The organism is Bradyrhizobium sp. USDA 4538 (genome assembly GCF_024171045.1).
GTDB lineage: Bacteria > Pseudomonadota > Alphaproteobacteria > Rhizobiales > Xanthobacteraceae > Bradyrhizobium > Bradyrhizobium australafricanum.
The window spans coordinates 130,074-155,024 of sequence record NZ_JALJZE010000002.1 but is presented as its reverse complement, the minus strand read 5'-3'; the positions used below and the strand labels follow the sequence as shown (position 1 = coordinate 155,024).

Here is a 24,951-nt window from a genome sequence, read left to right as displayed (position 1 = left end):
CCGATTGGGACGGGCGCTGCCTTACCAGATCGAATTTAGCCTCATCGTCAAAATGGCACTTGAGCGCGTCCGGAAAACGTCCAGATCCGGGTATTGCCACCAATCCCGCCAAGCTCGGCGCCAACGCCGAGTGTGGCGCCGCCGGCGGATCTGAGGTCGACGCCGCCGGTGAAACGCGCAGACCACCCCTGCAACTGGATCGGAATTTGCGGCACGGACGTGCCGATGATGACGGCCGCAGCATTGTCCCGCGTGAAGTAGTAGTCAGCATATCCCCCGACGTAGGGCGACAGCAGCAGGCCATCGCTCCAGGACACCGGATAGGTCAGCTTGGTCCCGGCTGAGGCACGTCCTGCGAAAAAGTTGTACGCGGCCTGTTTGGTTCCAAGCGTATCGATATAGGCCCCCTCCCGCTCCCGGAGGATGTAGAGCCTGGTCGACGGCTCCAGATGGAAGTTGGCCCATTGATGGGAGCCGGTGAGGCCGGTCGTCAGCAGCCAGCGTTGACCACTGAAACTTCCTTGCGCGGCACCTGCGGTGCCGTTGTAGCTGATGTTGGAAAAGGTCACGGCCGCATCATACCGCAATGCCGGCGTAATCCTCCAACCGAGATAGGAGCCGGCCGTCCAGCCGTCCCCTTTGAGTCTTCCGCTGATGCTATCCATTGTGTACTGGAAGCTCTCATAGCCGCCCACCGCTCCCACCAGAAAGTCAGGAGCGATCTTGTAGGTCAGGCCGGCGAGCGTATTGAACTGGGTACCGTAGAGTGCTGCCTGGGTCGCTCCGGCGCCGAAATTGCCCGGCGATGCCCAGCGGTCGATGCTGGTCCCGCGGGTGTCGATCCAGAACAGCCAGTTATTTTGTGCCCGAACCTTCGCCGAAGCCACCTTCGCCGACTCGACCGCTGCAAAAACGTCGTCGATGCTAGAATTATCGCGGCTGGCTCTGCCGGGAGCCCCCTCTCTCGCGTAAGCACTGGCGCTGGGGCGCGCGGATTGCAGTTCGTCCTCACAGGGGACGGTCAGGTTAAGCCGCAGACCCGTTGGTCCAGGTGTTATGCATCGTCCGCCATCACTGAACCCTTCGGAGATTGCGGTATCTATTGCGCTCGAAATCGCCTGGCCGGAGTTTTGCGCCACGACCTTGGTAACGTCGACCTGCAGTTGACGCAGCTTGGTGCTATCGGCCGGAATGTTCACCGACTGGGTCAGGGGCGACGAAATCGAGGCATTGAACGCAGGGCCGCCAGCATAAGCCGCTGTGATGCTGTGATTACCGACAGAGAGTGTCTTTGTCATCAGCGTCGCGACGCCCGCCGCAGACAGGAAGGAGGCTCCTATCTGCACATCACCGTCCCTGAACGTCACCGTGCCCGCGGGCGTTCCGGCGCCGATTGCGGTGACGGTGACCGTGAACGTGACGGCTTGACCAAAACTGCTCGGATTTTGCGACGACATTATCGTCGTCTTCGTCTCGGAAGGCGCCGGTGGAATATAGGTGAAGGTGCCCGGCGAGACGTTGCCGCCCGGCGTCGTCATCGTCACCGTCACCGCGCCCTTGCCGGCCGGCGAGGTCACCGTGATCGACGTCGCCGTGTTGGCCGTGATCCGCGCCATGCTGGTGCCGAACGTCACCGCGCTGGCATTGGCCAGGTTGCTGCCGCTGATCGTCACCACCGTGCCGCCGGCCTCCGGACCGGACGTCGGCGACAGCGACGCCGCCGTCGGCGCCCCGACATAGGTGAAGCGGCCCGGCGACACCGTGCCGCCCGCCGTCGTCACGGTGACATCGACCGTGCCGGTCCCCGCCGGCGAGGTCACCGTGAGCGAGGTCGCCGTGTTGGCCGTGATCCGCGCCATGCTGGTGCCGAACGTCACCGCGCTGGCATTGGCCAGGTTGCTGCCGGCGATCGTCACCACCGTGCCGCCGGCCTCCGGACCGGACGTTGGCGACAGCGACGCCGCCGTCGGCGCCCCGACATAGGTGAAGCGGCCCGGCGACACCGTGCCGCCCGGCGTCGTCACGGTGACATCGACCGTGCCGGTCCCCGCCGGCGAGGTCACCGTGAGCGAGGTCGCCGAGTTGGCCGTGATCCGCGCCATGCTGGTGCCGAACGTCACCGCGCTGGCATTGGCCAGGTTGCTGCCGCTGATCGTCACCACCGTGCCGCCGGCCTCCGGACCGGACGTTGGCGACAGCGACGCCGCCGTCGGCGCCCCGACATAGGTGAAGCGGCCCGGCGACACCGTGCCGCCCGGCGTCGTCACGGTGACATCGACCGTGCCGGTCCCTGCCGGCGAGGTCACCGTGAGCGAGGTCGCCGAGTTGGCCGTGATCCGCGCCATGCTGGTGCCGAACGTCACCGCGCTGGCATTGGCCAGGTTGCTGCCGCTGATCGTCACCACCGTGCCGCCGGCCTCCGGACCGGACGTTGGCGACAGCGACGCCGCCGTCGGCGCCCCGACATAGCTGAAGCGGCCCGGCGACACCGTGCCGCCCGGCGTCGTCACGCGGACGTCGACCACACCGGTGCCGGCCGGCGAGGTCACCGTGAGCGAGGTCGCCGTGTTGGCCGTGATCCGCGCCATGCTGGTGCCGAACGTCACCGCGCTGGCATTGGCCAGGTTGCTGCCGCTGATCGTCACCACCGTGCCGCCGGCCTCCGGACCGGACGTCGGCGACAGCGACGCCGCCGTCGGCGCCCCGACATAGGTGAAGCGGCCCGGCGACACCGTGCCGCCCGCCGTCGTCACGGTGACATCGACCGTGCCGGTCCCCGCCGGCGAGGTCACCGTGAGCGAGGTCGCCGAGTTGGCCGTGATCCGCGCCATGCTGGTGCCGAACGTCACCGCGCTGGCATTGGCCAGGTTGCTGCCGCTGATCGTCACCACCGTGCCGCCCGCCTCGGGGCCGGAGCTCGGCGACAGCGAGGCTGCCGTTGGCGCGCCGACATAGGTGAAGCGGCCCGGCGACACCGTGCCGCCCGGCGTCGTCACGCGGACGTCGACCGTGCCGGTGCCGGCCGGCGAGGTCACCGTGAGCGAGGTCGCCGAGTTGGCCGTGATCCGCGCCATGCTGGTGCCGAACGTCACCGCGCTGGCGTCGGCCAGATTGGTGCCGCTGATCGTCACCACCGTGCCGCCCGCCTCGGGGCCGGAGCTCGGCGACAGCGAGGCTGCCGTTGGCGCGCCGACATAGGTGAAGCGGCCCGGCGACACCGTGCCGCCCGGCGTCGTCACGCGGACGTCGACCGTGCCGGTCCCCGCCGGCGAGGTCACCGTGAGCGAGGTCGCCGAGTTGGCCGTGATCCGCGCCGCACTGGTGCCGAACGTCACCGCGCTGGCGTCGGCCAGATTGGTGCCGCTGATCGTCACCACCGTGCCGCCCGCCTCGGGGCCGGAGCTCGGCGACAGCGAGGCTGCCGTCGGCGCCGCGACATAGCTGAAGCGGCCCGGCGACACCGTGCCGCCGGGCGTCGTCACGCGGACATCGACCGTGCCGGTGCCGGCCGGCGAGGTCACCGTGAGCGAGGTCGCCGAGTTGGCCGTGATCCGCGCCGCACTGGTGCCGAACGTCACCGCGCTGGCATTGGCGAGGTTGGTGCCGCTGATCGTCACCACCGTGCCGCCCGCTTCAGGACCGGACGTCGGCGTGATCGAGGTGACCGTCGGCACCGGCAGGGTGTAGGTGAAGCGGTCGGCCGCAGACGTTGCGCTGGTGCCGACCGGTGTGGTGACGGTGACGTCGACCGTGCCGGCGCCGGCGGGCGCGGTCGCGGTGATCGAGGTCGCCGAATTGACCGTGAAGCTGGTGGCCGCGGTGGCGCCGAACTTGACGGCGGTCGCGCCGGTGAAGCCCGTGCCGGTGATCGCTACGACCGTGCCGCCCGCTTCAGGACCGGACGTCGGCGTGATCGAGGTGACCGTCGGCGCCGGCGGGGTGTAGGTGAAGCGGTCGGCCGAGGCTACCTCACCCGCCAAAGTCGACGTAACGACAATATGCACGCTGCCAGTACCTGGCGGTGAGATTGCAATGATCTCCGTACCCGAGACTATCCTGATGCTAGTCGCATCGTTAGAGCCGAAAGCCACCTTGGTAACACGTGCGCCAGTAACGACAAAACCTCTGCCGGTGATGGTCACCGTGGTGCCGCCGGCCTCAGGTCCCGAGGTCGGCGTGAAACCCGTCACCTCCACCGGAGCTGCGTTCGCAGTAATCGCTGCGCCAGCAAGGACGGCAGCGACGAGAAAGAACAAACGGATTGCACGGCCGAGAACGGCATAAAACGAATAAAGCACCACTTCCCCCCCAAACGGCGCACGGATAGCCGTGGGGCTCTAATAATAAGTTTTGAACACCAATTATCGGAATAACGGTCAGAATATTGCAAAAAGGGTTCAGATCAGGAAACCCTATCGTACCGGTCTTCCGAGGCGCTGAGATTCGCTCCTTTGCGTCGGTCCACAAATGCTTTCCCTTCTCGGCCCAGAGCTCGCGCGCCTGTTCGCCTTGCTCGCTTTTGAGCTTGTCTAGCAGGCTGTTGAAAAAAGGCGGTCGCCGCCGACCGAGGATCATGATTCATTGGCTCCGACGAGATTCGGAGATGGTGCGTGCGCGGCGGCGACAATCGAACGGGCGAGCTGTTCAGCTACGTCGACCTGGAAGCAAGGGTGCGGCGTGATCATCCGCTGCGAGGGATCCGGACGATCGTGAACGAGGCGCTGGCGGCGCTGGAGCACGAGTTCGCCGCCCTTTATTCGCCGATTGGACGGCCGTCGATCCCGCCGGAGAAGCTGCTGCGGGCGATGCTGTTGCAGGCGTTTTATTCGATCCGCTCGGAGCGGCTTCTGATGGAGCGGTTGGAATATGATTTGCTGTTCCGCTGGTTCGTCGGAATCGGCGTCGACGATGCAGCCTGGGACCATTCGGTATTCTCGAAGAACCGCGACCGGCTGCTGGAAGGCGACATCGCGGCGAAGTTCCTGGCGGCGGTGCTGGCGCAGCCCAGGGTGAAGAAGCTTCTGTCGAGCGATCACTTCTCGGTCGACGGCACGCTGATCGAGGCCTGGGCCTCGATGAAGAGCGTCAAACCGAAGGATAGCTCCGGCGAGCCGCCGGCCCAAGGCGGCGGGCGCAATGCTGAAGCGAACTTCCATGGCCAGAAGCGCTCCAACGACACCCATGCTTCGACCACCGATCCGGAGGCCAGGCTCTACCGCAAGGGGAAAGGCAAGGAGACGAAGCTGTGCTTCATCGGGCACGGGCTGATGGAGAACCGCCACGGCTTGCTGGTCGACGCCTGCCTGACGCAGGCCGGTGGGCATGCCGAACGGGTGGCCGCGCTGCACATGATCGAGCCTCGTGCCGATCGACCGACAGCGATCACGCTTGGTGCCGACAAAGCCTACGATGCAGAAGACTTCGTCAACGAGCTGCGCTCGATGAACGTGACGCCGCATGTTGCGCAGAATACCGGCGGCCGTAGCTCTGCGATCGACGGGCGTACGACCCGGCACGGCGGTTATGCTGTCAGCCAGCGCATCCGCAAGCGGATTGAGGAGGCATTCGGCTGGATCAAGACGGTCGCCGGGCAAGAGAAGACCAGATTCCGTGGCCGTGATCGGGTCGGATGGGCCTTTACCTTCGCTGCGGCCGCCTACAATCTGGTGCGGCTGCCCAAGTTGATCGCGGAGACCGGTTGATGGCCAAGGTGCCCGGCTTTGCCAAGGCCTTTGCCGGCCGCTGGCGCATCGTCGAAATGGACAACTGGGACAGCGACTTCCTCGATCTTGTCGGAGAGGCGCATCTCACCTTCCGTGGCAAGTCCGATGGCGAAATAGCGTTTGGGGCTCTCAAGGGCTTCCTGGATGCTCGCTACGGCACCCGCGACGGATCGGCCTGCGCCGAGTTCTCATGGGAGAGGCACGACGAGAATGATCCGTCCTGTGGTCGCGGATGGGCCATGATCGGCACTGCGGGCAGGCTCGTTGGCCACTTCTACATCCACAATGGCGACGATTCAGCCTTCGTTTGCGAACGCGGCTGAGTTCTTCAACGGCCTGCTAGATCCAGATGAGCGTGCCGTAGATGGTAGCGCGGTCGTCGTCGGTGAGGTCCCCGACGCCGGGTTTAACGACGAGCCTGCCGAGTTCGATCAGATGCCGCGAGCGCCTGCGGCGCTCGATCTGCCAGCTTCGCATGTCATGCGCGCCCGCGCCGCCTGACGCCGGTTGCGCGCCGCTCGAATGTGACCGAGAGCGCTCGGTGTCACGGCGCTGACGTAGATCGCGGTGTTCGCGCCTCGAAAAACGCGGGCCCGCGCTTCACCCACGCCTCCGTCTTTACGGTATCTTTCGTTTCCGCGATGGCGACCAGCGCACCCGGCAGTCGTCGGCGCTGAGCGCGTCGGCTCCGGTGGCGATGACCAGTTCGCCAAGCCCGAGCACCTCGCGGCTTCGGAGGTCTCGCGCCTTGTCCTCAAGCGCTTTCAGCTCCGTGTCGAAGTCCCGCAGCTTGCACATTGTTGCCTCCATCGTCTTCGTTCGTTGTCGATGCGGCGATGACACGATGACACGATGACAGTTGAGCGCCTTGCTGATTGCTTCTATGTTGTCGGGACGGTGTGGCACGGCGCGGTCCATCGCGAGATTTTTTCGAGGGAGGGCGCGCTCACATGGTTTGGTCGATGTCAAGAATATTGTGGAATGGCGGCATCGCCAAATGATTTGGCGTAACTCCGCAATCCGCTCGTGGTTGAACACGGCGGTCAAGGTCTTGCAGATCGCGGTTAATGCGATCCGGCACACAGTTCATCTGCGCGCACCTCGCCACGTCGAAGTAAAGAACGAGTGGGCCTCTTTCGCTGTTTGAACCTTGGCACATGAAGGCGACAGTCGGAACGACGTATAGGCGCGCCCTCGAATAAAAATTCTCGGGACGGCTCACCCGGTCTCACCCTCGCACCAAGTCGGCTGTTTCTCCACAGCCGCGCATCTCATCCACGAACGATCCTTGCAACAATCAGGAGCCTGGCCCGGCGTGACCATGTAGCGTGAGGCAGCGCGGGGCTTGCACTCCCACGTCCGTTATTAATCAGAATACATGGATATCTCCGGCGTAGCGGGTCCGAGTTCTGAGCCAACTGCGTGACGCGGCTCGCCTGGCGGGCCATATCAAGCTCACATACGGTCGGCGTGATGTGCAGCCGTACCAACATCCCGCTTGCGGCGGGCAGGCTCAGGACGATGAGACCATACTTATACCCGGCATTTCGCCATCGCGCACCTTCGGTCCATCGGCCCGGTTCCGTCAGGACTGATCACATCCTGAGGGATTGCGGAAAGGGCGACGTGATCGTCAGGCAGGTTTCATAACCACGCCCTCGATGACGACGCCCGAGTTTGTATATTTCCAAAGGGCGACCAGCAGCTTGCGTGCCAGCGCAACGATGGTTGATTTTTTCATGCGTCCGTTATTGTGTGCGACCCGCGCCTTGTACCATTTCGTTAGTGCAGAGGTTGGCTGGCATCGTCAACCGCATCATATTGTCGGTGTGCGCGAGCCGCTTCATAGCGTGCCTGCTCGAGCGCAAGCTCTATGTGCTGCAGCCGCTCTCGGCCGGCGCGCTCGCGGTCCGCGATTGCTTGCAGAGCAGCGTCAAGGCCGAGAGGCGCAATCACCGATAATACCTCGGCCGACACAGCTGCATCGATTCGCACATTGCCAAATGCAATGCACTTCGTTCGTCTTCCGTGATTAACGCTGGCATCGTTGCAAAGGTAGCGCGCAACACCTCGCAGCCCATTATGCTGCACTTTGAGCCTGCGACCGCAACGTCCACAACGCAACAGGCCGACCAGCAATCCACCGCCATTGCGCACCGATCCCGGCACCATCGCGCCCTTCATGTTAGCGTTCCCGTTGATGGTCCGTTGATTGTTCTCGTAATCCTGCCAGGAGATGTAGCCGTCGTGATGATCACGAATCAGAACTTCCCAGTCTTTCTGCGTTCGCCGTACATTACGGGTGACCAGCTTGCGGCCGGCTTCGATTCGAACCTGCGAGCCGGTCCGACCAAATACGTAGGCGCCAGCATAGATCGGATTGGTCAGCAGCCGGTGAATCGTATTGTAGCGTGGCAGCCGCCACTCCACCATTCGGCCGCGTGGACCATACACGACAATCGGCATCTTGATGCCGTTGTCGCATAACCAAATCGCGACCTGGCGCACGCTGCCAAACTCGGCAAACTTACGGAACGCCAAATGGAGCGCCTCGCGCACCCGCCTGTCCGGATCCAGCTCAAGCCTGTCGTCGCTGCTGCGCACGTAGCCGACGGCCACACTCGTGTGAAGATCGCCACGTACTGCCTTGAGGCGCAGTGCTTCTTGTGAGCGCTGGCGCAAGATCGTTAGTTCCAGTTCGCTGAACGTCCCCTTCATACCTAGCAGCAGTCGGTCATTGGTGAGCTTTGGATCGTAAACGCCGTCCTCATCAATGATCAGGCTGTTCACCAGCGTGCAGAACTCCAGAAGTGTGTGCCAGTCGCGGCCATTACGGGCCAGGCGGGAAGCCTCGACGGCCAGCACAGCGCCGGCGCTTCCGGTGCAGATCGCGGTCAGCAAGCGCTCAAAGCCGGGACGCGCTGTGCCGCCCCCCGAGCGACCAAGGTCATCATCGATGACGATGACGTTTTCCCAGCCAAGCAGCTGTGCGCGAGTTGCGAGCGCGTACTGACGCCGACGGCTCTCAGGATTATTGACGAGTTGGTCCGGGGTCGATTGCCGCACATAGACATAGGCGCTGCGTGATAAATGATCAGACGTTATCTTATTCATTGTCCGCCTCCGTCACCTTTGCGCAGTCGGTGCTGCATTCGTCGAGAAGAAGTTTGAGCAGACTTGTGACTTCCAAACGAATCAGCGGATCGAGCCGCTGGTGCTGGACTGTGCCTGCCGTGACCGCCGGCAGATCGAGCTGTCGCCATTGCTGTTCCATCATCACCTCCAACCGTCCGACTCGTTCCAGATGATGGTGACGACGATACGCGCTGTGCATCAACGAGGCCGCGAAGTGCGCGCAACGAATCCAGGGGAAGCCGAGGGACTTCAACCGTCGGCAGTGCCGCGGCGGAATTCTCTGTCATCCATGCCGGCAGCAAGGCGCGAGAGCCGTCGGGCTGTTCGATCACGAAGTGATGGCGAGCCCCGTGAATGACGCGCCTCAAAGCAATGACGCGCTCACCAGCGCGTGGATGATGTCGATATTGAATGACAACTTCGAACGGATGTTCTTGGGTACTATGTCGCGTGTTCGTCCGGCGTCGGCAAGAGCTGGCTCGCCTCGGCGCTCGGCAACACGGCCTGCCGCGACAATCGCTCCGTGCTCTATCAGCGTGTCCCGCGGCTGTTCACCGATCTCGCTTTGGCGCGCGGCGACGGCCGCCACCCGCGGCTCCTGCGGGCGCTCGGCCGCATCGATCTGCTCATCCTCGACGACTGGGGCACCCACACCCTCAATGATCAGCAGCGCCTTGATCTCCTCGAAATCTTCGAAGAGCGCTATAGGCGCAAATCGACCTTGATTACCGCCCAGCTGCCCGTTGCCCAATGGCACGACATGATCGGCGAGCCGATGACTTCATGATGCCTCCTTCTTCGAACGCTTGGTGCGTCGTACCCGGTTGCGAAGCTGAGTAATTTGTTTGTCTGAGAGCTCGATCTGCCATGGCTGGCCCTTGGCCAACTGATGACCTGCCAGCAATCCGCGCGCGAGATAATCGAACACCGTCTGCGGGGTTACTCCAAGCTCAGCCGCTGCGCCCTGAATCGAGAAGCTACCGTCGGGCCAGCGCATTGGGTTCTTGACCATGCCGTTGATTTTGACGGTGGGAATGCCCCAGCGGGTGCGTAACACCCAGACGTTCTCGCCTTTGAAGGCGCAGCCTCGGGCCGCGACGAAGCCTTCCCGATTGAGTATCGCCGCGATCTCGCCATCCATTTTGTGTTCAGCATTCAACTCGACGATCCGTTGCCGCAACCGATCAATGTCGATGTAATCGCGGTAGGTGTGAACGCGCCGTTGTACGTGATGCTCGCTGGTTGCGCCGGTGTGCCAGATGATCTTGAGCCACACTTGACCTCGGGTCCGCTTCTGATCAAGAACGACTTCGCGGATGACAAATCGCAGAATGCGCTTGCGATCGGCTGCCGACGTGGTGGCCGTATTCCAAATCCGCGGCAGGTTCTCGCCGAGCGCTTGTAGCCCAGCGCGTTCCGCCGGGCCAATCAGAAGCGGCTCTTGTACGCGCCAACGCGCATGCTGCTGCTCGACCGCCTCGACGACACGCAGCTTCTCTTCCCAAGCCCGCTCAAGTGAGCGCGCCACAAGACGGTTCTCGGGTTCTACGGCGTCATACTGACGCCGAGCGCGCTCGGCCTCGTAGCGGGCGCGCTCCACGCGAAGCGCCCACTGGCGCTCGAGCTGACGGCTCTCCTGCTCCAGTTGGCCCGCCGCCGCGAGTGCGATCTCAATCTGATCCGGCACCAGGGCATCGAGGACCACCCGCTCGACCAGCGCGTCAACCGCCAAGGCCCGGACTTCCTGACACAGTGCACTGCCTTGCTGGTCCCGATCCGAGCGGCAGCAATAGACCGGATAGTCGGCATTCGGGCCAGTGTAGCGCATGCTCATGCGCCGTCCGCAACGGCCGCAGATCGCAATTCCTTGTAACAGGGCTGCCCCCTTGCGCGGTACGCCAGAATGTCCTGCCTCATAGCGGAAGACGTTATCTGCCAGTCGCCCCTGGTTGGCCATGAACTCCTCCCAGCTGATATAGCCTGGGTGAGCGGCGTGGAGGCAAACCGCCCAATCCCCGATCGCCACCTTGACCGTTCCCGTCAGTGATCCCGGCTGGCATCGGCTCAGATCCTTTTGCCGGCGACCATAAACATACGCCGCAGCATAGGCTGGATTTTGCAGGATACTAAGGACGCGTCCACTCTCTGACGCACGCCAGACGACCTCGTGTGGAGATGGCCCAAGCAGCGGTCGAACCGGCAAGGACAATCCGTTCCTGCCCAGGTAACGCATCACACGGCGAGCGCTTTGCAGTTCCCGAAATTTGGCAAATACAAGATGAAGACGGGCCTGCACCTCCTCGTCGGGATTGAGAACAATCGTACCCGCCCGATCGTAGGCGAGCCCGGCCGGCAGGGGCAGCCGCAGTTCGCCCCGTGCCGCCTTCTGACGCTCCCCTTGGTGAAGACGCATCCGAAGCTGATGCAACTCCGCCTCGCTCATGATACCGGACAATCCCAACAGCAGGCGGTCGTGGTAGGCTCGCGGATCGTAAAGCCGCTCACCATCCGCAATGAGGACGCCGAACACCGAGCACAGTTCGAGAAGCTGATGCCAGTCCCGGTTATTGCGGGCCAGGCGAGAAGCGTCGAGGCTCACCACAAGACCGGCGTTGCCAAGGCCGATCTCGGCAATGAGCTTCTGGAAACCATGACGATCCACACCGCCAGCACCGGATTTACCCAGATCCTCGTCAATGACCTGGACGCGCTCCGGCGGCCAGCCCAGACCGACGGCGCGATCGACGAGCCGGTACTGCAGCTCCGTGCTCTCCTGGTGCTGGCGCACCTGGTTCACGGATGACTGCCGCACGTAGACATAGGCCAACTTGGCTCGGTGCGCAGTCGTGAGCCGCTCGTCAGCGACGTTCAAGCTGATCAGCACGACCCAGTCCTCTTCCGGGCGTGCCGGGAACCGCTTGCATTCGCCGCATCAGCGCGGCGATGGTTTGAGCAATCTGCGTTTGTGTCGCGGTCGATAGATTCGGCCACAGGCGCGGAATGTCGGCCGGACGGCCAGGTGGATTTGCCAACGTCGGTAGGGGTCGATACGCAACGCGACCTGGAAGCGGTCGGTGGGTCATCGCGAATCACCTTCTCGTCGAGAAGGCTCAGACTCGCGCTCAAATGTTGCATCAATGCATCAATGGGATCAGCGTACGTGCACTGATGCGCGGCAGATCGGCGGCGTTCGGGCGGGAAGTGATCGTCTCGGCAAGATCCGTCGACGCGATCCGAATCGCCCGCGGCCGGCCGTCCGGCAGCGCGACAACGACGTAGGCGGGACCGCGCCCCGACCGCTCCTTCAGCACCTCAAGCCGGTGCCCAAAAAGAAAATGATGCGGGTCAGTGATCGTGACGTGAGACACGACCCGCTCAAGAATAGGGGTACTCTGACGTGTTCGGCGAGCCAACCATCGCAGACGCTATCCTCGACCGGATCATCCACAACTCCCACCGCATCGCTCTCGAAGGCGACAGCATGCGAAGGAAAAAAGCCGCGCGCCCCTTGACCGACGTCGAAAACAGCGAAACGAATACCAACTGACTTCAACAACCAGGCAACCAAAAGCCAGCGCCGCCACGCTGTCCGCGATTTAGCGAAACTGCTGTCCGTCAGTTAGCGAAACCACTGTCCCGTTTTTGCGAAATACGCAGCTTCCGAGCGGCGGGATAGAACTTGTCTTTAGCGATTCTTCCGCCCGAGTTCTCAGGGAGTTCAGCCGGCAGGCGGCGGGCCATAACGTTGACTTCATTGTTGAAGGTCGGACGATCGCAACGCTTAAATTGTCGTCCGTTAAGAAGCCGAATTGAGCGGGGCTGGACAGGCGAGCATGCGCCATAGCTGGAACAGGGAGAGGCACAAGAGTTCTCTGAGCCAGGCAAGGATGCGGCGGAAGTTGTGGCCCACGGCCGAGAGGATGACGTTGGCGGCATCTCCTGCGCGGCCCTTGAGGTAGCAGCGTCCGAGGTGACCTTCGGTCTTCAGGTGTCCGATGATGGGCTCGATGGCGGAGCGGCGGCGCAGCTCGCGCTTGATGACACCGAAGACGCCGCGCTTCTGGCCGGAGATGAAGACGCGACGGGGATTTTGTGCGTCGTGGCCGCGGTATCCCTTGTCGACATAGGCCCGCTCGATCGAACAGCCGGTGAGCGTTTCGGTGCGGTGAAGGACGTCCCGCAAGGTGTGACCATCGTACGGGTTATCGGGCATCGCCCTGGCATGCAGCACGAACAGGCCACCGGGAGCCCGGCGGTTGTTGGTGACGATGGAGGCCTTCACGCCGAACTCGTAAGGTGCGCTGGCCTTGCCCTTGCCGATGCACTCGACCTCCGGAGCATGGAAGGAATACAGCTTCCAGCCGCGCTGGCGCTGCTGCTGCGAGCGGATCTGGGTGGCTCGGCTCAGCGGGAGGGCGAACGCCTCCTCCAGTGCAGGCTGGCCCCCGATCTTGCGGCGGATGTCGCGGATGATCCGGCCCAGCCGGCTGCGCAAGATACGCAACTGCCGCTGATGCCGCCTGAACTGTTTGGCATGGGCGTAGCGGCCCGCCATCATCGCGGCTGCCTCGGCCACGCGAGAATAGGATTGCCGCAGCCTGACGCCGTGTCTTCTCGCCAGGCGGTTGAGGCCATTGATGGCCGCATGCAGCAGCTTGGCGTCGGTCGGAAAGGTGATGGCCTTCGGCTGCACCGTGGTGTGTGCGCCATGACGGCGCGAAGAAGGAGGTTGAGTATGTAGACCATCTTCCGAGCACTTACTGCGCAAGAGATGAGGGCAGGCCCCTCGGACTCGGATTGCAGGATCAGAGTCCAAACCGCCACAAGCTGCTTTAGCTCAATGGCTGAGGTGGTGAGCGTTGCTGGAAAAGGCGGGCAATCAGCCTGTCAGGTGAGCCACGGGAAGACGAACGCAAGTAAACCGCCGATGATGCATCGAAAGTACAGTTCAGGTGTTGTCGAAACCGGGGGCGATACCACCTCCTGGGATCAAGCGCGGCGAGAGCCTGTCTATTGGCCGGGCGGCAACCGGTGTAGAGGCGGCGTGATCCCGATGGCAGGCTCTTGCGCGGAACATGGGAACCTGCGTCGCGATGCCAAGGGAGACCCCAAAGGCGGCGGACCCGCCGAGGGCAGAGTACCAATGCGCGACGCAGGGGCGGACGGGTTCGTAATAGTGATGAGGCCCGGTAATACGGGCGGAGCGAAGGGACCCGATCTTCCAGCCAAAGTCACAGGCCAACCGGAAACGGGAGGAGCCGATGACTGAGGCAAAGTCGTATCAGATCCCCAAACATCTCGTTTGGGAAGCTTGGAAACAGGTGAAAGCGAACCGCGGGTCAGCGGGTGTGGATGGGGTCTCCATCGAGGAATTCGAAAAGGACTTGAAGAGAAACCTCTACAAGATCTGGAATCGAATGTCGTCGGGAACATACTTTCCGCCTCCCGTCCGTCTCGTGGAAATTCCCAAGGCTAATGGAGGGAAGCGTCCGTTAGGAATACCCTCTATAGCTGACCGCGTGGCTCAGACGGTTGCAAAGATGGTTATGGAGCCGACGATGGAACGAATATTCCATCCCGACTCCTACGGCTATCGGCCCGGCCGTTCGGCGCTTGACGCAGTGGGGACAGCGCGAAAGCGTTGCTGGAAATTCGACTGGGTTATCGACCTTGATATCAAGTCGTTCTTCGACTCGATTCCTTGGCACCTGATCGAAAAGGCCGTCGCCCACCACACGGAACTGAGCTGGATTCGTCTCTACGTAAAGCGGTGGCTGCAAGCTCCCGTGGAGAAAGAAGACGGAATCCTAGTGGAGAGAACACGCGGAACCCCTCAGGGTTCAGTGGTTTCACCGCTGCTCGCAAATTTGGTTCTGCACTATGCATTCGATCGCTGGATGCAGCGGACCTTCCCTTGTTTGTGTTTCGAAAGATACGCTGACGATGGTGCGCCACGACGGCGCGAAGGAGGTGTGATGTAGAGCACCTTTGAGCAGCCTTGCTGCACAGAAGATGGGGGTTGGCCCCTCGAACTCGGGTTGCAGGATCAGGGTTCAAACCACCGGCTGCTGCTTCGGCCCAATGGTTGAGGTGGTGAGCGAGACCGGAAAAGGCAGAGCGAGACTCTGTCAGGTAAGGATCGAGGAGACGAGCGCAAGCGAACCACCGATGAACTGTCGAAAGCGTAGGGAAGACGTCAAAACCAAGGGGTAGTCGTTATCTTGGGATCAGTCTGAGCGATACCTGTTTACGGCTCAGGCGGCGTCCGGCAGGCGAGGTGGCGTGACCTCGGTTCAGGCTTCTGTGCGGAACGTGGGAACCTGTATCGCGATGCCAAGGGAATGGTTCAAGTGGAAGCCCCACAAGAGTCTGAGTACCAATGCGCGATGCAGGGACGGAGCCGTGTGTAGTAGTGACGAAGGCACTGTAATGGTGGCGGAGCGAAGGCACGGCACTGTCCCGCTTGATTGGAAGAGCAACCGGAAACGGGAGGACTCTTTTGGGTCAAGCAAAGCCGTATGACATCCCCAAGCGCTGGGTTTGGGAGGCGTACAAACGGGTTAAAGCAAATCGGGGCGCAGCCGGTGTGGACGAGCAGTCGATCGAGGTGTTCGAGGCAGACTTGCAGAGCAATCTGTACAAGCTCTGGAATCGAATGTCTTCGGGCAGCTACTTTCCACCGCCGGTCAAGCGTGTGCAGATCGACAAGCGCGACGGCGGGAAGAGGCCGCTAGGAATTCCTACGGTGTCGGATCGCGTTGCTCAGGCGGTCGTCAAAGGATATCTGGAGCCGGATTTGGAGAAGCACTTTCATCCAGACTCGTTCGGATATCGACCCGGAAAATCGGCGCTCGATGCCGTTGGGGTTGCTCGCCAGCGATGCTGGCGGCATCCCTTCGTGCTCGATCTCGACATTCGGGCCTATTTTGACTCGATATCGCATGAGCTTTTGCTCAAGGCGATTCGGAAGCACACGGACTGCGCTTGGGTGTTGTTGTACATTGAACGGTGGCTTAAAGCTCCCGTTCAACTGGAAGACGGCACCCTTGAACCCCGTGAGAAGGGCACGCCGCAGGGCTCGGTGGTATCACCGCTGATGGCGAATCTCTTTCTCCACTATACGTTCGACATGTGGATGCGAAGAAATCATCCGAGCATCCCGTTCGAGCGTTATGCCGATGATATTCTCTGCCATTGCGACAGTGAGCGGCAGGCACAACAACTGAAGGAGGCGCTTGCGAAGCGCTTTGCCGAATGCGGACTGGAGCTTCATCCGGACAAGACGAAGATAGTCTATTGTAAGGATGACCACCGGCGAGGTGATTATCCTGAACAGAAATTCGACTTTTTGGGCTACACGTTCCGCGCCCGTCGGTCGAAGAACCGTTGGGGAAAGCACTTCGTCAACTTCAGCCCCGGTGTCAGCAATGCCGCGACGAAGGCAATCCGACAGGAAATCCGTGCCTGGCAACTACGCTGCCGGGTGGATAAGAGGATCGACGACCTGGCGAGGATGTTCAACCCGATCATTCGAGGCTGGATGAACTACTATGGTCGGTACTACAAATCGGCGCTTTACCCGACACTACGCCATCTCGACCGATGTCTCGCGCGATGGGCGATGTCAAAATACAAACGTCTGCGGCGACATCGAAGACGGGCAGAGCACTGGGTACGGGACATTGCGTGCCGCACCCCCACGCTGTTGGCCCATTGGTCGATGCTGCACAAGACGGCGGCTGGACGGTAAGAGCCGGATGAGCGGAGACGTTCACGTCCGGATCTGTGAGCGCCTGGGGGTGAAACTCCCCCGGGCGACTCGACTGATAGTCCATTGCAGAACTGAAAGCGAGGCTCGAACCGTGATGGAGGCGATCCGAAAACGTCTTGCGGAATGCGGTCTGGAGCTCCATCCGGAGAAAACCCGGATCGTCTACTGCAAGGATAATAAACGGAGAAAGGAATGCGAACACATCTCGTTCGACTTCCTTGGCTACACCTTCCAGCCGCGCAGCGCTCGCGATCGAAAGGGCGAGAAGTTCCTCAACTTCCTCCCGGCAATCAGCAACAAGGCTGCCAAAGGAATCCGACAAACCATTCGCTCATGGCGACTGGGTTCGACGCGAAACCACTGGAGTCTTGAAGAACTCGCCAAGCTGATTGATCCTGTCGTGCAAGGATGGCTGAACTATTACGGACGGTTTTACCGGACGGAATGTGTCAACGTCCTTCGTCACGTAAACGACGCGCTCGCCCGTTGGACGAGGCGGAAATACAAGCGGTTGAAAGGCCGGAAAGTCGCCTCAGTATATTGGTTGGGACGGCTCGCACAGCGCGATCCGAACCTACTCTATTTGTGGCGAGTCGGCATTCGACCTGCGGCTGGAAGATAGAAGCCGGATGAATCGAGAGGTTCACGTCCGGTTTCGTGAGAGCCTCGGGGTGCAATTCCCCGGGGCTACTCGACCGACCGTGACCCGCTGGAGGTCTTGGCCACGTAACGCGCCGGCCTCGTGTGCCACCCGCAGGCTCTCGGCCAGCAAAAGCTCCAGCTTGTCGCCGAGCCGCTTGCGCCAGTGGCTCAGGTCCGAGCGCTCGTGCGGGAAGACGTGCTGGAAGAACTCTTCGCCGGTGAAGAACTGAAAATACGGGTCATGGACCCAGCGTTCGCAGACCCCCTCATCGGACAACCCGTAAATGTGCTTGAGCAATAGCAGCCCGATCACGAAGCGGGTCTCGATCCCGGGCCGGCCGTTCTCGCTGTAGAGCGGCGCGATCTCGCCGTCGATCCAGTCCCAATCGACCTTGCCAGCGAGCAGAACCAGCTCGTGCTTCATGTTGATGATCTGGTCCAGCCGTGCCCGGAACAGATCGTTCGATCCCGTCGTCTTATGCTTCTTCGGCCGCATCGTCCCCCTCCGATGCAACACAGAATCATGGTCCGCAGCGAAGGGAAATCCATAAAACGAAATTGCAGGGTTTGGGCTTCTCAAGCTCCCAATCCCTGCATATCTCAAATGCCTCCGCATCCGAAAAACAGACTCCCGCTCAATCGCTTAGAGGCTTGTTCACGGACGACTAAATTGGGTGATCCGATCGTCGGCAATTCGTTCGTGTTGGGCGGGGCCAGCGAGGATTACGGACAGAGCCTGGATGCTGCGATAGAAAAAGGGATCGATGTTAGGCTGCACCGTGATAGGTAGTTCGCGCTACGGCACGCATGGATGTGATGCAGGCGTAACAAGGTAGGGACTTGGGATTGGCTTCGACTTTGTCCTGCGATAGCCGTTTGCCGTGTCGCGCATGACGTCCTACGCACTCGGAATGGAGATGTCGGGAGGCTCGCTTGGACTTGAGCTCAGCACTGGAGTCGGTGAGGAGCTCAGGCACGGTTCTATCGAAGGGCTGAACTGCGATAGGGCGACTTCGGCGCCTCGCCTTGATAGTGAAGGCGCCTTGTCGCGTGCGCAGGTCCTTTTCCTGTAAACAGATAGATCAGTTCGGCAGATCGCGCAGAAAGTTGATCATCGCGATGCTAACTTCCGTGGGACGCTCTTGCTGGGTCCAGTGGCCGCAACCCGGGAGTATCTTGATCTCGCGCAGCAAAGGGACAAACTGACGTAGATTTGCAAGGTACTCGGCCGTCCCCGGGGCCGCCAAGACCATATCGTGGTCACCAGCGATGTAGAGCGCAGGCACCGTCACTTTGACGTCAGCGAAAGCCGCCGCCAATTCCCAGTTGCGATCGACATTGCGATAATAGTTCAGGGGAGCGCGGAAGCCGCCGCGCGCGAATTCACCGGCATAGAATTCGACGTCGGCTTCACTGAGCCACGACGGCAGTGGCGGCGGCTCAATGACTCCCTGCAACACGCCGCTGCCGCGCGGTATCATGCCGGCGTTCGGCGCGGCCTTGCCGTCCGCGATCAGCGCGCGGATCGCGGCGGCGCCTTCACCTGACGCGCCATACAGCATGGTCCGCAAGGAAAGACTGGGATCTCTCTCAAGCTCTGCTTCAGCGACACCGGGCTCCTGAAAGTAGAGTTGGTAGAATTGAGCATCGGCCGTTTGCGGCATTAGGGTGGTCGGCGGCGCTGGACCACGTGGCCGGTACGGTACGCTAAGGCAGACAACCGCATGGAATCGGTCCGGACGCAGACGCGCCGCCTGCCAAGCGATCGCGGCGCCCCAATCGTGCCCTACTACGACCGCCTTGCGTATCTCGAGCGCATCAAGTAAACCCACGAGGTCGCCAACCATATGAAATGTCGTGTATTGCTCAACTGCGTCCGGTTGGTCGCTCTTGCCGTAGCCACGCATGTCAGGGGCAACGGCACGGAAGCCGGCGGCGGCAAGCGCCTCCATCTGATGACGCCAGGAGTAAGAACTTTCGGGAAACCCGTGGCACAGAACCACGAGCGGACCTTCGCCTTGCTCGAGCACATTGAGCCTGATGCCGTTGGTTTTGATGATCCGCTCAGTCGGCTTGTTCATAGTCTTCCTCCACGCGACGGCAGCCCTCGGCGTTCCACAGGCCGCAGTTTGTGCTCCACCTCCAAGATACACATCTCAGCGTGTGTTTGCAATCGACGCACCTTACTCGTGCGCTAAGCCGCGGATCAACGCACCGGGGTGTTTAGCCAGCCCCTCCCATTAGCACCTCAGGTCCACGCACTGAGCGTGCATTCCTCCATTCGACACAACAGTCAGAATGAAGGACCTAGAATGGCGCATCTATAAGGTCCCCACTCGCAGTTTGGATGTCTGGTATAAGAGGTATCCGTCTGACGCTATCTAGAGCGGTTTCCAGTTGAGGTGAATCGGAACAGTCAAAGGGGATTCCCACGGGCACGCAAATCAGATTCGGTGTTGCCCGCGACAACATGCGGGGCATGCGATGGCGAAGGGATACTCCAAGGACCTCAGGGTGCGTGCGGTTGAGCTTGTTGAGTCCGGCGAAAGCGCACGTGAGGCTGCGCGCATTCTCAATCTCGGCGCTTCGACTACGATCCGATGGATGGATCGTTGGAGGAAGACCGGAAACGTTGAGGCCAAGCCCGGCACCGGGCACAGCCGCTCGCCGTTGGAGCAGCACAAGCAGTGGCTGATCGAGCTGATCGCCGCGGAGCCGGACCTGACGCTCGAGGAGATCCGCGCGCGTCTGCGCTCTCAGAGAAAGCAAAAGGCCGGCATCGGTTCGATCTGGCGTTTCTTCGACCGTCACAGCATCACCTTCAAAAAAAACACTGCACGCCGCCGAGCAGGATCGACCTGACGTCGCTGCCGAGCGTGCCGCGCTGAAAGCCGAGCAGCCCAAGCTGCGTGCACCGCGCCTCATCTTTATCGACGAGACTGCGGTCACGACGAAGATGGTCCGGCACTATGGGCGCTCTCCTCGCGGTGAGCGCCTCGTCTCTGGCGTGCCCCATGGTCACTGGAAGACGCTGACGCTTGTCGCCGCGCTGCGCATCGATGGCCTCACGGCGCCCTATGTCATCGACGGTGCAATGGATGGGCCCTCGTTCCTGGCTTATGTCAAGCAAGTCCTGGCGCCGACCTTGCGCAAGGGCGACATCGTCTTCATGGACAACTTGCGCACTCACAAGATCGCCGGTGTCCGCGAGGCGATCGAGGCTGTCGGCGCCCGCGTGCGTTATCTGCCGGCCTACTCGCCCGACCTCAATCCAATCGAACAGGCCTTCTCCCGGTTGAAAGCTGCGCTGCGCAAAGGCGCCACCCGCACGGTCCAAGCCCTGCTCAAACTCATCGGCAAACTCGTCAAGTCGTTTGCGCCGCAGATGTGTGCCAACTACTTTAGGCATGCTGGATACACCAGATGATCCACATCATGTGGAAAATGCTCTAGACACAGTTTCCAACCCCCGGCTAGGGATCAAAGGATTATCGTCGGCGGGGGCGCACCGCGGACCAGGCCCGTGTGAGAGTTGTGGTATCAATCAAGGATGATGAATCGCCCGGCATTGGGCTCAATTGCGATCTCGATCGCATCTTTGGCGGAATGACGCAACCGGAGATTGAACACTTAACCGTCGGCGCCATTCGCGAATACCGGGTTAGCGTCGCGCTCGCCGAGACGGCCCGACTGGACTGGGCAACCGCAGAGACTGACACAAACTGTGGCCCAGAACGCCGGGCGGAACTCCGACGAATTCATGAACACGCGGAAGCCGACCATCGGGCGCGCCAGCTTATTTTGAACAACCTGATCGATCGGCTCGGCTACGTTCCAAAGGTACCGGCCGGATAATCGGCAAACTCGCAGACTTCGTGAATCAGCGCGCACCGGTGTGGGCGTCGTGGTTTCCGTCTTTGTCTCGCTCGGGGCATTACCCAACATGAGAGTGAGTGCTGCCCCGGGGCGCTCACGCCGGATCTAGATCAACTCTTTCTCCATGGCGATGCGGACGGCGTGCTGGAGGTTGCTGGCGCCGAGTTTGTCGCGCGCGTTATCCAGATAGAATTGGACCGTTCGTGGCTTGATCCCAAGCAAGTCGGCGATCACGTTCATCGACTTGCCATATGATGACCAGCTGAGTGAAATCGCTTCCTGCGTCGACAACGTCACATCCCCCGTTTTGAACGACGACGCAGACGCCAGGCTGAGATGAACATGAATGTAGGCGAGCGCCAATGCCGCCTGCATCGGGTCCCATGGCGGAACCTCGACCCGCCGACGATCTGATGCGAGCGTGATCATCGCGGTGCGGCCATAGCTTGTCTTGATCGGAATTGAAACGCCGGAGCGAATGCCGAAGTCAGTCGCCTCGGAATAGAATTGCCTGACCTCGCGCGAACTTTTGCGCACGTCGCGTTCCTCAGCCGACCAGGCGAACATCCGCATGCTGCGTTTGGCGGTCGTTACGACAGGGTCAATGATCGTGTAATGCTTTGCAAGATAGAGGTTCTGCCATTCCGCGGGATAATCGCTCAAAGCGACCACATCATCGGCGTTGATATGAATGTAGGCATAGCGATCGAAGCCGGATGAGACAGTGAACTTTTTGATCGCGTTGCGAATGGAACGCTCGTCGCGTGCGAGATCGATGGCGTCCATCAACGCCTGCAATTGTCCATCCAATTTAAGTTCCTCCCAGTCTTCATCTTCCGAGCGTCCGCGCGATGGCGACCTTGCTCGTCGGATGAGCGTCACGGTTCTGTCATTGTTCTGATTTGATGACCGTTTTTGAGTGACTCGACGGAATTCGACCTCCCTGTTGCTTACCTATTGATCTCTATCCAATCGGTGTGTCCTGCGTCCTCTAAGGCGTTCGATCCGGCCGCAGGCGAAACCGCGCTCCTCAACCCAAGGGTTCAATGTCGGTTGCCGCGAATCGGACGCTCAGTTCTGCGTTGGTCCTCGGCGTGAAGGCTATAGCGCCTTGCGTCGTGCAGACGAGCCGGGTGCCAACACCACGCGACCATTTCGTGCTGAAGCTCTTCGTCGCGCACCGACCCTGATCTCCGAACACTGTTAACGAGTAACGCGCGCTGCCCGGACAGACAAATAGGCACTTTTGGGTCGGTCATAGGAGAAGCCTATGGGGAATGTCTCGGTGGTGGCGCTGATGGCGGATGACCGCCGAAGATGGCCGCATCCTGCAGCCGCCTTATGGGTCCTGATCGGCTAACACATTCAACATGGATATGGCGGCGGAATGCGAGCCTGCATGGAGCATCACCGGCGACAGACGAACTGCGCGAGCTGGAACGCAGCACGAGGATGCGCGCTTCAGGGAGCTGGCTGTGCGGCGATCCAATCGGAAATGTTGCCGTGGTCATCTTGGTCTGATGTTGATGCCGGTCGGAGTTGGGTTTACCGGGAAGGCTGTCGGCTTCGCTAACAGGTCCTGACTTCGCGGCGTCAGATAACCATGCCGTGGCTGTTTTGCGACGGTGGCCTCTCGAACTCGCCGCGAACGCCGACGTCCGTCGGCTGGATGACGAGCGTTGCAGTCGACGAGGACGTAGTCTCGAGACGTCGCTCGCGATTGGTCCGACAGTGAGATGCCCAACTCTCGTGGTCGCGGGGGGGTTGATCAATCCTGGGCTGGAGCTTCGATTGGAATGGCAAAGCCGGCCTTTACGCGGTCCAGGATAACCATCGTCTTGAAACCCTTAATGTCTGGGTTCTTGTAAAAGAATTGCTGGGTGAACTGCTCATAATCTTCCATGGAGCGGGCGGTCATGTACAGGACAAAGTCGGCATCGCCGGTGACATAAAACCCATTGACGATTTCATCGTTCGTTTTGATCGCCTTCTTCAACCTGTCGATGATGTCTGAACGCTCGCGCTCAAGGGTCACCAGCACAAGCATTTGAATAGGTCTTCCCGCTGCCTTCGGCGAAACGATTGAGACGTCTGCCTCGATGATACCTTCGGAACGAAGTCTCTTCAGTCGTCGTTGACACGCGGTGGCTGAAAGCCCCGCCATCTCGCCGATCGCCTCGGAGGTTAGACGGTTATTCCTTTGCACGATCTGGAGAATACGGGCATCTGTTCGGTCGTAGGGCATAATCCGCTCCAGCCTAAGGTGGATTTAGCTCTGAAAACTTGCCAAGAAGCAGAAAATCATCCCAATATAGAATAATACGACGAAAATCTGCGCTAGAACAGCAAGCTAACGAACAGGGATATTGTGCGGGCGGGACTGGAACAGCCGTGGGAGCACGGTTGCCGTTGGCGTAAGGCGGGCAGGGCATCACCAACGTGCGCAGCTTCTACATCGATCAGGTCATGTCAACTTCCTGAGGCAAGAAGCTCACAGTGATCTTGCGACGGAGCCGGAACGCCTCGCGGTTAACGGCAAAAATGGACGCTATGATGCTCGCGTCGACGCGTCGCCGTTCAAGAATTTTACGTCGATCTTCGGCGGACGGTTCCGATGTCGGCAATCGTTTCAACTTCGCTGGTCGGGCCGTTAGCGCCTCTGGTACTTCGCGCTCTCAGCGGATCGGAACATCACCACCGGCTAAGGCGCACTGTTGACTGGCGCCCCGGCGATTTCGCAGATTGAAAGGCAGACGAAGCGATTCGGAATTCGGGTTTTCATGATGGCCGACGGCAACTTTTCCTTTCGGCCCGCACGTCGGGAAGATGCGGAAACGGTTTTCAACATCACCAAGGCGTCGATCGCTGGCCTTGCGGGCGCATCCTACTCGCGGGCTCAAATCGAGAATTGGATGGGTGAGCGTACGCCGGTATTTTACGAAGGCCTTATTGCCAAGGGACGGATGACCGTGTGTCAGCGCGGAGACGTCGTGGTTGCATTTGTCGACGTCGAGCCTAGCGAGGTAACCAGATTGTTCATATTGCCCGATTTAGCAGGCGTCGGACTCAGCCGACGGTTGCTCGAGATGGGTATAGCGCAAGCGCGCTTGGGCCATAGTGGGCCAATCAGGCTTGAGGCGACGATCAACGCCGAAAGCTTCTACCGAAAATGCGGCTTTCGAAGCGTGGGCCGAGGCTCGTTCTCTCACGGTCTCGGCGGCATGCCTATTGAGGTCATACACATGGAGCTGTGAATTTCGACGTTGTTGACGAAGTCTATCTTATCTCATCTCACGAAGGGAGAGCGCTGGCACCGTTCTCCTGGCAACCTCTTGGCTATTTGCCCAAGCAACGCTGGTTGAATTGAGTCCGTACCGACGAGTCTACCAACTCGGAGCTCTTCCGCGGAGACTTTTGCCCGAACGGCCGCTCTTTAGTTCGTAGCTAATCCGAGCTCCCTCCGCGAGACTGGAGTGGCCCGCTCCACCCTCAGCATTGTCGATTGCAATATGCAGCCGATGGAATTGTGCGCTGAGGCCAACGTTCTCCGGGATTGACGCAGCGCGATGCAATGTCAGAGCCGTCCACTCCAACAGAGGGGCATTCCTATAATCTCGGGATAGTATAGGTTTGGGAACTTCGATATTCCAAGCTGGAAAGTGGCACTTTCGAACGCGGAATCCAGTAGTTCGGTGGAGCGAGCAGTGCCCGTACGAACCTCAGCCTCGATCGCCACCGGCGCAATGCCTGTACCCACATGCTGCACGATCCTGTACGTTGGAAATACCATCTGATCGGCAACTA

Annotated in this window: 16 protein-coding genes and 7 pseudogenes; 10 read left to right on the top strand and 13 right to left on the bottom strand. The window is 60.8% G+C overall.

What is annotated here, in order from left to right; genetic code table 11:
- Positions 1 to 47: 47 nt before the first annotated feature.
- Entirely contained in the window at positions 48 to 4,190 is a 4,143-nt protein-coding gene (locus J2R78_RS42015; RefSeq protein ID WP_309145061.1) for an IPT/TIG domain-containing protein, read from the bottom strand.
- A 420-nt stretch (positions 4,191 to 4,610) separates the two neighbouring features.
- On the opposite strand from J2R78_RS42015, the gene J2R78_RS42010 reads away from it, so the two are divergent.
- A complete protein-coding gene (locus tag J2R78_RS42010) occupies positions 4,611 to 5,702 on the top strand; it encodes an IS5 family transposase (RefSeq protein WP_069276043.1) in 1,092 nt (363 codons plus the stop codon).
- Positions 5,702 to 6,046, top strand: a complete 345-nt coding sequence (locus J2R78_RS42005) for a hypothetical protein (RefSeq protein WP_253610246.1) — start codon at positions 5,702 to 5,704, stop codon at positions 6,044 to 6,046. The genes J2R78_RS42010 and J2R78_RS42005 overlap by 1 nt, the downstream gene beginning before the upstream one ends.
- Before the next feature lie 19 nt (positions 6,047 to 6,065).
- On the opposite strand, the pseudogene J2R78_RS42000 reads toward J2R78_RS42005, so the two are convergent.
- From J2R78_RS42000 to J2R78_RS41980, 5 genes and pseudogenes are all read right to left on the bottom strand, one after another.
- Positions 6,066 to 6,200 (bottom strand): annotated as a pseudogene (locus J2R78_RS42000) (conjugal transfer protein TraD); the annotation flags it as partial.
- Positions 6,201 to 6,206: 6 nt separating this feature from the next.
- Positions 6,207 to 6,521: pseudogene (locus J2R78_RS41995) on the bottom strand (conjugal transfer protein TraD); the annotation flags it as partial.
- Positions 6,522 to 7,356: 835 nt separating this feature from the next.
- Positions 7,357 to 7,530 (bottom strand): annotated as a pseudogene (locus J2R78_RS41990) (IS110 family transposase); the annotation flags it as partial.
- The gene (locus tag J2R78_RS41985) at positions 7,506 to 8,837 is read right to left on the bottom strand and encodes a recombinase family protein (protein WP_253610247.1); all 1,332 of its coding nucleotides are present in this window, start codon (positions 8,835 to 8,837) and stop codon (positions 7,506 to 7,508) included. The gene J2R78_RS41985 and the pseudogene J2R78_RS41990, both read right to left, overlap by 25 nt.
- Positions 8,830 to 8,997 carry a hypothetical protein gene (locus tag J2R78_RS41980; RefSeq protein WP_253636051.1) on the bottom strand — a complete coding sequence of 56 codons (168 nt, stop codon included), beginning with the start codon at positions 8,995 to 8,997 and terminating at the stop codon, positions 8,830 to 8,832. The genes J2R78_RS41985 and J2R78_RS41980 overlap by 8 nt, the downstream gene beginning before the upstream one ends.
- A gap of 318 nt (positions 8,998 to 9,315) precedes the next feature.
- On the opposite strand from J2R78_RS41980, the pseudogene J2R78_RS41975 reads away from it, so the two are divergent.
- Positions 9,316 to 9,633 (top strand): annotated as a pseudogene (locus J2R78_RS41975) (ATP-binding protein); the annotation flags it as partial.
- Between the two features lie 6 nt (positions 9,634 to 9,639).
- Here the strand turns inward: J2R78_RS41975 and J2R78_RS41970 are convergent.
- Entirely contained in the window at positions 9,640 to 11,742 is a 2,103-nt protein-coding gene (locus J2R78_RS41970) for a recombinase family protein (RefSeq protein WP_253610249.1), read from the bottom strand.
- Positions 11,743 to 11,992: 250 nt separating this feature from the next.
- Positions 11,993 to 12,226, bottom strand: a complete 234-nt coding sequence (locus J2R78_RS41965; RefSeq protein ID WP_253610190.1) for a hypothetical protein — start codon at positions 12,224 to 12,226, stop codon at positions 11,993 to 11,995.
- A 29-nt stretch (positions 12,227 to 12,255) separates the two neighbouring features.
- Between J2R78_RS41965 and J2R78_RS41960 the strand changes: the two genes are divergently transcribed.
- Positions 12,256 to 12,405, top strand: coding sequence for an ATP-binding protein (locus J2R78_RS41960; RefSeq protein WP_309145054.1), 150 nt, complete (start codon positions 12,256 to 12,258; stop codon positions 12,403 to 12,405).
- Between the two features lie 249 nt (positions 12,406 to 12,654).
- On the opposite strand, the pseudogene J2R78_RS41955 reads toward J2R78_RS41960, so the two are convergent.
- Positions 12,655 to 13,563, bottom strand: a pseudogene (locus J2R78_RS41955) (IS5 family transposase); the annotation flags it as partial.
- A gap of 556 nt (positions 13,564 to 14,119) precedes the next feature.
- On the opposite strand from J2R78_RS41955, the pseudogene J2R78_RS41950 reads away from it, so the two are divergent.
- The 3 genes and pseudogenes from J2R78_RS41950 to J2R78_RS41940 form a co-directional block, all read left to right on the top strand.
- Positions 14,120 to 14,803: pseudogene (locus tag J2R78_RS41950) on the top strand (group II intron reverse transcriptase/maturase); the annotation flags it as partial.
- Positions 14,804 to 15,357: 554 nt separating this feature from the next.
- The gene (ltrA, locus tag J2R78_RS41945; RefSeq protein ID WP_253607755.1) at positions 15,358 to 16,608 is read left to right on the top strand and encodes a group II intron reverse transcriptase/maturase; all 1,251 of its coding nucleotides are present in this window, start codon (positions 15,358 to 15,360) and stop codon (positions 16,606 to 16,608) included.
- A 115-nt stretch (positions 16,609 to 16,723) separates the two neighbouring features.
- Complete coding sequence (locus tag J2R78_RS41940; RefSeq protein WP_246786227.1) at positions 16,724 to 17,251, top strand: group II intron maturase-specific domain-containing protein; 528 nt, start codon at positions 16,724 to 16,726, stop codon at positions 17,249 to 17,251.
- 75 nt (positions 17,252 to 17,326) lie between these two features.
- On the opposite strand, the pseudogene J2R78_RS41935 reads toward J2R78_RS41940, so the two are convergent.
- Together J2R78_RS41935 and J2R78_RS41930 are read right to left on the bottom strand one after the other, a co-directional pair.
- Positions 17,327 to 17,767, bottom strand: a pseudogene (locus J2R78_RS41935) (transposase); the annotation flags it as partial.
- Positions 17,768 to 18,353: 586 nt separating this feature from the next.
- On the bottom strand, positions 18,354 to 19,352 hold the full coding sequence (locus J2R78_RS41930; RefSeq protein WP_253610251.1) for an alpha/beta fold hydrolase: 999 nt from the start codon (positions 19,350 to 19,352) through the stop codon (positions 18,354 to 18,356).
- Between the two features lie 403 nt (positions 19,353 to 19,755).
- Here J2R78_RS41930 and J2R78_RS41925 point away from each other — a divergent pair.
- Together J2R78_RS41925 and J2R78_RS41920 are read left to right on the top strand one after the other, a co-directional pair.
- Positions 19,756 to 20,698, top strand: a protein-coding gene (locus tag J2R78_RS41925; protein ID WP_253608102.1) for an IS630 family transposase whose coding sequence is annotated in 2 segments (ribosomal slippage) — positions 19,756 to 20,094 and positions 20,096 to 20,698 — 942 coding nt in all. Because the reading frame shifts where the segments join, the coding sequence is not laid out codon by codon here.
- Between the two features lie 107 nt (positions 20,699 to 20,805).
- Entirely contained in the window at positions 20,806 to 21,126 is a 321-nt protein-coding gene (locus J2R78_RS41920; RefSeq protein ID WP_253610252.1) for a transcriptional repressor TraM, read from the top strand.
- Positions 21,127 to 21,252: 126 nt separating this feature from the next.
- Here J2R78_RS41920 and J2R78_RS41915 read toward each other — a convergent pair whose 3' ends face one another.
- Together J2R78_RS41915 and J2R78_RS41910 are read right to left on the bottom strand one after the other, a co-directional pair.
- Complete coding sequence (locus tag J2R78_RS41915) at positions 21,253 to 22,029, bottom strand: autoinducer binding domain-containing protein (RefSeq protein WP_253610253.1); 777 nt, start codon at positions 22,027 to 22,029, stop codon at positions 21,253 to 21,255.
- Positions 22,030 to 22,915: 886 nt separating this feature from the next.
- Entirely contained in the window at positions 22,916 to 23,392 is a 477-nt protein-coding gene (locus J2R78_RS41910) for an Lrp/AsnC family transcriptional regulator (protein WP_253610255.1), read from the bottom strand.
- A 538-nt stretch (positions 23,393 to 23,930) separates the two neighbouring features.
- Between J2R78_RS41910 and J2R78_RS41905 the strand changes: the two genes are divergently transcribed.
- The gene (locus J2R78_RS41905) at positions 23,931 to 24,401 is read left to right on the top strand and encodes a GNAT family N-acetyltransferase (protein ID WP_253636050.1); all 471 of its coding nucleotides are present in this window, start codon (positions 23,931 to 23,933) and stop codon (positions 24,399 to 24,401) included.
- Positions 24,402 to 24,951: the final 550 nt, after the last annotated feature.